Origin of the sequence: Formivibrio citricus (genome assembly GCF_900115065.1) — a bacterium.
GTDB lineage: Bacteria > Pseudomonadota > Gammaproteobacteria > Burkholderiales > Chitinibacteraceae > Formivibrio > Formivibrio citricus.
The window spans coordinates 92,421-99,287 of sequence record NZ_FOVE01000014.1 but is presented as its reverse complement, the minus strand read 5'-3'; the positions used below and the strand labels follow the sequence as shown (position 1 = coordinate 99,287).

At 50.7% G+C, this 6,867-nt stretch carries 7 protein-coding genes; all 7 read right to left on the bottom strand.

Annotated elements, in window-relative coordinates; genetic code table 11:
- A partial coding sequence (locus BMZ36_RS10140; protein WP_281242240.1) for a citrate/2-methylcitrate synthase occupies positions 1-609 on the bottom strand: 609 nt, incomplete at its 3' end.
- Between the two features lie 183 nt (positions 610-792).
- The gene (locus BMZ36_RS14375; protein WP_143086030.1) at positions 793-1,122 is read right to left on the bottom strand and encodes a hypothetical protein; all 330 of its coding nucleotides are present in this window, start codon (positions 1,120-1,122) and stop codon (positions 793-795) included.
- 56 nt (positions 1,123-1,178) lie between these two features.
- Positions 1,179-1,538, bottom strand: coding sequence for a biotin/lipoyl-containing protein (locus BMZ36_RS10130; RefSeq protein ID WP_091195582.1), 360 nt, complete (start codon positions 1,536-1,538; stop codon positions 1,179-1,181).
- A gap of 80 nt (positions 1,539-1,618) precedes the next feature.
- Positions 1,619-2,707 (bottom strand): sodium ion-translocating decarboxylase subunit beta, encoded by a 1,089-nt coding sequence (locus BMZ36_RS10125; RefSeq protein ID WP_281242241.1) that lies wholly within the window; start codon positions 2,705-2,707, stop codon positions 1,619-1,621.
- Between the two features lie 166 nt (positions 2,708-2,873).
- A complete protein-coding gene (locus BMZ36_RS10120; RefSeq protein ID WP_143086029.1) occupies positions 2,874-3,920 on the bottom strand; it encodes an ATP-binding protein in 1,047 nt (348 codons plus the stop codon).
- A 110-nt stretch (positions 3,921-4,030) separates the two neighbouring features.
- A complete protein-coding gene (locus BMZ36_RS10115; RefSeq protein WP_143086028.1) occupies positions 4,031-5,641 on the bottom strand; it encodes a methyl-accepting chemotaxis protein in 1,611 nt (536 codons plus the stop codon).
- 56 nt (positions 5,642-5,697) lie between these two features.
- Positions 5,698-6,654, bottom strand: a complete 957-nt coding sequence (locus BMZ36_RS10110; RefSeq protein WP_091195568.1) for a cache domain-containing protein — start codon at positions 6,652-6,654, stop codon at positions 5,698-5,700.
- Between the last annotated feature and the right edge of the window lie 213 nt (positions 6,655-6,867).

Here is a 6,867-nt window from a genome sequence, read left to right as displayed (position 1 = left end):
CATCATGTGCAGGAAGTTCTCCGCGTAATTCAGTTCATTGCGCGGATACATGAACGGCTGGCCCACCGTGTACTTGTAGGCCATCGCCACGATGGTCGGCATCTTGGCCACCAGGCGCGTGGCCGCCAGCAAACGGTGTTCCGGATTGGTGATGTCGAGCGAATCCTGGTAATAGGCCGACAACGCCCCGACCACCCCGACCAGAATCGCCATCGGATGCGCATCGCGGCGGAAGCCCTGGTACAGGCGCATGAGCTGCTCATGCACCATGGTATGACGCTTCACCGTGGTGACGTATTCGTCGTACTGCGTCGCAGTCGGCAGCTCGCCGTTCTTGATCAGGTAGCAGGTTTCCAGGTAATCGCAGTGCGTGGCCAGTTGCTCGATGGGGTAGCCGTGATAGAACAGCTCGCCCTTGTCGCCGTCGATGTAAGAAATTTCTGAAGCGCATGTGGCTGTGGAAATCAGGCCGGGATCATAAGTGATGAGCCCTGCGTGTTTGTACAGGCTGTGAATATCGATAGCTTTGGGGCCCATCGTCCCCCTGAGTATCGGCAACTCAATCGACTTGCCCAAGTAGCTCAACGTGGCGGTATTGAATTTATCCATCGTTCAAATTCTCATTGGCGAACGAACTGCACACGTGACAAGCACTGCGCATTACCCATGCGAAACAGGATGAGCTGGCTTGCTGTCCTGCTCATGACCAAGTCCCCGGAAGGAATCTCCAAATTTTTGTTGTTTTTGACTGAGTCCTGAAATCCCGGGGATTCCCCCGGGAACTCCAGCTAGTTAATTTGCACGTTCGATCTGAACGATCTTGTGCGGGCCAACAACTACAGCAACCGCAGCCGAAATGGCGGCAACATGCTGGTCTGCAGCGTTGCCAGCCGGTGTGACAGAAGCCGCGGCCGGCAGTGCGCTGTGGCCGTGACCATGTACATGCTTTTTTCCGTGCGAGTGCTTGTGGCCGTGCTTGTCTTCCGCACTGGCGAAGCGATTCAGCAACGGAAAAAACGCCAATACCACACCAATCCCCGCAATGATCACAAAACTCAAAAAGAAATCGATGATGCTGAGTATCAGCGCCCCCGCAAGGGTATCTGGAATAATTGCGTTCACTTTCGCTCTACCTCCATATCAAGTTCAGAGCTGATTTGACGATCAGTCTGCAAAGGTCAGGCAATCGTCATCAGAACCTGGCCGGTTTCAACCTTGTCCGCGACCTTGACGGCAATGCTGGTGACCTTGCCAGTCTTGTTGGCGACCATGGAGGTCTTCATCTTCATGGCCTCCACTATCATGACCTTGTCCCCTTCGTTGACATGCTGGCCGACAGTCACTTCGATCGAATCCACGACGCCCCCCAGTCGGCAGGTGAGCGGGGTATCGCCACCTGCAACCGGAGTGGCTGTAGCCACAGGAGCGGCCGGGGTGGCCGCCACGACCGGCTTGGCTTGGACGGCAGCCGTTGCATCGACTTCTTCCACTACGACGTTGTAAGCAGTGTTTTCAACGGTGATCTTGAATTTGCGCATGATTATTTTCTCCTCCGGATTGCTCCGGCTCAGTTCAATTTGATAACTTGAATTTCAAGCAAAAAACCCGGGGCATTGCCTTATGCTGCGCCCAGCAGTGCCAGCAAGATTCCGCCCGAGATGGCCGTGCCGAATACGCCAGCGAGGTTTGGGCCCATGGCGTGGTAAATCAGCAGGTTGTTCGGGTTTTCCTGCTCGGCCACGATGTGCGAAACGCGAGCGGCAATCGGCACGGAAGCAATCCCTGCGGAGCCGATCAACGGATTGATTTTGGTTTTCAGGAACAGGTTCATGATCTTGGCGGTAACCACTCCGGAGGCCGTGCCGAAGGCAAATGCCACCAAGCCCAGAACGACGATCTGAATGGTCTGTACGGTCAGGAACTTGTCTGCGGCCATGGTGGAACCGATAGCAACAGTCAGGATCATGATGATGACGTTGATCAGGCCGCCCGCAGCTGTCTTGGCCAGACGATCGACCACGCCACACTCCTTGAACAGGTTACCCAGCATCAACATGGTGATAAGCGGGGCAACCGGCGGGAAGAACAGGTTGACGACGATGGCGATTACAATCGGGAAAGCGATCTTTTCCAGCTTGCTAACCTTGCGCGATTGGGCCATGCCGATCTGACGCTCTTCCTTTGTGGTCAGCAAACGCATGATCGGTGGCTGGATCAGCGGCATCAAGGCCATGTAGGAATAAGCCGCAACCGAGATGGGTCCCAGCAGGTGGGGTGCCAGCTTCATGGTCACAAAGATCGCCATCGGGCCATCCGCGCCGCCAATAATGCCGATGGCGCCTGCTTCGTTCATGGTAAAACCGAGCATCTTGGCAAAAATCAGTGCAACAAAAATGCCCAAGTGCGCGCCAGCGCCAAGCAGAACCAACTTTGGGTTGGCAATCATCGGACCGAAGTCGGTCATGGCACCCACGCCAAGGAAGATCAGCGGCGGAATGATCAGCTTGCCGACGCCTTCAAAAGCGAAATGGAACAGGCCGCCTTCCTTGACCACGTAGAGCAACGCCGAAACAGCAGGTCCACCAGGCACATCGGGCGGCCCCGGGATATTGGCTACGATGCAGGAAAAACCAATCCCGATCAGTAATAATGGTTCAAAGTGTTTTGTAATAGCCAGATAAATCATCACACAGCCCAGTACACACATTACAAAATTGCCAAATGTGAAGTGCACCAAACCGGTTTGATCTAACATGGCCTGAAAAAATGGCAACAGCGTTTCAAACATTTACATCTCCAGATAAGACAACAATCCAAACAACACAAACACCGAAAACACAATCAAAAACATTTATCAAAATTAACAATTAAATTCAGGGATAAACTCTACTTGCAATATATGCCTGGCAGGGATGAACGCCTCCAAGGACATCTATGGATTTTGTTACAAGAATAACTTGTGCATTGTTTACATTGGATTCAAAATTGGCAAACATACCAAGATGGGCATTCAATATTTCAGGATCGACCAACGCATCCATGCCATCCATGCAAACAACCCCACCTCCCTCTAGGGCTGGAAGCAAGACGGATAGCTGCACGAATACCGCCATAAATTTTCTATCCTCAAGCCAAATCGGTGTGACTGAATAGCCGTCTGGCTTGCGTGTGCAGGAACGGATAATTTCCGGTACGTAGTAAAAAATGGGATTCCCATCGCGCGGAATGTGACGTGAACGCTTCATCTTTACATCACACAAATCAAACCCTTGATGAACAAGAAAATTCACCATCTTCTTGCGCAATAAATCATGGTTATAAAAAAAGTCTGCCGCTTTTAAAACCTGGCCAGGCAAGACATCCTGCAGATCGCGCACCGCACCTCCTCCCATCATTGACAGGAAGCTACTGGCCATTTTTTTCGCGATCAAAGACCCTTGCATGGCTCCGGCATAGATTAGCGATGAGTTGGCTTTGACATGGCGCAGACATTTTTCAGTTACTCCAAAGTTTTTGATTTTGATTTCGTTCAAAAAGCATACTTGATCAATTTCACGCACGAACAGATAGCTATACAATTTAGCGCGTTTTTGATGAAGCGATTCATACACAATCCGCCCTCTTTCTAATTCAAGAACGTATCGATACAACACCCCATTCATCTCAAACTCAAGCGAAAAATTTCCATTCAGCACTGAACCAAGTGGCAAGAACGAGGTGCAACCCAAATGACCGCACAGTAAATCCTCTTCCCCGCCATTGAACAGCCCGACCAAAAAATTGATCGCTTTAATAAAATTACTACGGCTTCGATCCTCCCCTGCCACTACAGAAATTGGTGATAGACATATCTCGTCATTAGCCGAAGATTTAAATCCATCACATGAATGCGCATTCTTGCCATCCAGCACGAACGACATCGAGCAATCTCCATCGAACGACAGAAAATTGGAGAAGCTGAAACTATGCAGTATTAAATTATTCATGTGCGTACAACCCAACTACTACACTTCCATTTCGCATACATGGATTACAACTTGAATCGCACAGCTACTTGGTTGAGCTCGCGCGCCAGCTCATCCAGTTGCCGCACCTGATCGTGCGCGGCCTGCACGGCGGCGTCGGATTCTTCGACCATCTGGGCGATGCGTTCGACGTTGCCGGCAATGTTGTTGCTGACCTGACTTTGTTCCTGGGCGGCATTGGCGACTTCGCGGGTCTTTTCCAGGGTGGCGCGGGCGCCGTCGTTGATTTCACGCAGCGCTTGGGCGGCCTTTTCGGCGAGTTCGACGCCGAGGGTGACCTGGTCGCGTACACCTTCCATGCGCGCGGCGGCGACGTCGGTGTCGCTCTGCACGGCGCGGATGGTGCGGGTGATGTCCTGGGTGGCACCGCCGGTGCGTTCGGCGAGTTTGCGTACTTCGTCGGCGACGACAGCGAAGCCTCGTCCCTGTTCGCCAGCGCGGGCGGCTTCGATGGCGGCGTTGAGCGCGAGCAGGTTGGTCTGGTCGGCGATTTCCTTGATGACGGCGCTCATGCCGTCGATTTCGCGCGAGCGGTCGACCAAACCTCGGATGAGGTCGGAGGCGGCACTGATGTCGCTGGAGATGCGGCGGATTTCTTCGGCAGCATCCTTGGCAAGCTGTTCGCCGTGGGTGGCGAGTTCGGCGGCTTGCCGGGAGTTGCTTTCGGTTTCCCGGGCGCTGGAGGAGATGTGGCTGATGCTGACGGTCATCTGTTCCACTGCGGCGGCGGTGGCGGCGGTGGCTTCGGAGGTCTGCTGGCTGCCGCGGCTGATCTGTTCGGTTTCTTCGGTCAGTTGCTGCGAGGCGGTGGCGAGCGTGGTGGAGGCCTGGTTGAAGCGGGCGACGATGTCATGCAGCCCTTGCTGCATGACGCGCATGGAGCCGAGCAGGCTGTCGGCCTTGCCGTGGGCGTCAATGCTGCGCGAGAGGTCGCCGTTGGCAATGCCCTGGGCGATTTCAGCGGCGTATTGCGGTTCGCCGCCAATTTGGCTCAGTATCTGGCGGGTCATTCTGACAATAAGAAACGTAACTACGCCGAGGAGTATTAAATTGACAATGACTAAAATACCTGCCTGCTTCCAAAACGTAGTCTCAATATCATCCACATAAAAACCGACACCAAATACCCAACCCCATGGTTTAAACGAAGTAACACCAATAAGCTTCGGCTGCGGTTCTGTTTGACCCGGCCTGGCGATCATGGATTTGACAAATCCCACCTTGGATATTGCAAGAGCATCTGCAAAAGCTTGTGCTGAAGTGCGCCCACTGGGTAGTTTCACCCCCAAATCTACTTTACCAATACTTTCCGCATTAGGATGAACAAGACGGATGTTGTCGGTGGTTCGAACAAAGATATAGTCATCACCGCGACGAAGCCCGCGCAAGGCTTCTTTAGCCTTATTTTGCGCTTCTTCATGAGTTAATTTGCCTAATTGTTCCTGTTGCTGATACTGGGCAGTCATGTTTACTGCGAGCTCCAGCGTAGTGCGAATTTGGGACTGCCGCTCGTTAAGAATGGAATGCCGCAGGGAATAAAGCGCCACACCAGATAGCGTCAACAAGCCAAGTAAAGTAGCCAAAATAATGATCGAAATCCGAGTTTTTAGCCTCATGACAGTCTCCAGTTTAGAAAAAATTGTCGTTATATATAACAATAAACATACAGAATCTAAACTTTTATTCTGCCAATTGACCTATTAAACAGAGAAGCAAAACCAAGTACTTTTTTCAACCCTCTCTGCAAAACATCTAAATCAGCATCTGACTTTGTTCTCAAATATGTCTTGACATTTTCATCGAAATCGCGCACCTGCTCTTCAAGTAAGTCTGCATTTTCATGAATAGCGACAGAAATATTTTTTAACTTCATCTGCATTATCTTTAGGGAGGACATCAAACTTTCTCCATCCCCGTTTTTTATATTTATATCGACACCAAGATCACCGGTTGCAATTTTTTGCATACATTCTTTTGCGTATTGTGGCTCACCGCCAATTTGGCCCAGTATCTGGCTGGTCATTCTGACAATAAGAAACGTAACTACGCCGAGGAGTATTAAATTGACAATGACTAAAATACCGGCCTGCTTCCAAAACGTAGTCTCAATATCATCCACATAAAAACCGACACCAAATACCCAACCCCAGGGTTTAAACGAAGTAACACCAATAAGCTTCGGCTGCGGCTCTGTTCGCCCCGGCCTGGCGATCATGGATTTGACAAATCCCACCTTGGATACTGCAAGAGCATCTGCAAAAGCTTGCGCTGAAGTGCGCCCACTGGGTAGTTTTACCCCCAAATCTACTTTACCAATACTTTCCGCATTAGGATGAACAAGACGGATATTGTCGGTGGTTCGAACAAAGATATAGTCATCACCGCGACGAAGCCCGCGCAAGGCTTCTTTAGCCTTATTTTGCGCTTCCTCATGAGTTAATTTGCCTAATTGTTCCTGTTGCTGATACTGGGCAGTCATGTTTACTGCGAGCTCCAGCGTAGTGCGAATTTGGGACTCCCGTTCGTTAAGAATGGAATGCCGCAGGGAATAAAGCGCCACACCAGATAGCATTAACAAGCCAATTAAAGTAGCCAAAATAATGGCCGAGACGCGAGCTTTAAGTCTCATCTAAAACCCCGACTTCAAATATAATTATATCTAGCAATTGTTAATTGCAACAAAACATCAGATTCTGGCTAAATAAATTTAGTCGCCGTTAGATTGCATAGGCGTAACGAAGAGCAACTCCGATCATAGTGCCTCCAATCCAAAGGATTTATTTAAAGTCAACAAACAATACGCAGCCAACTTAACTTTCTATAACAATGGCAATATTTGTCA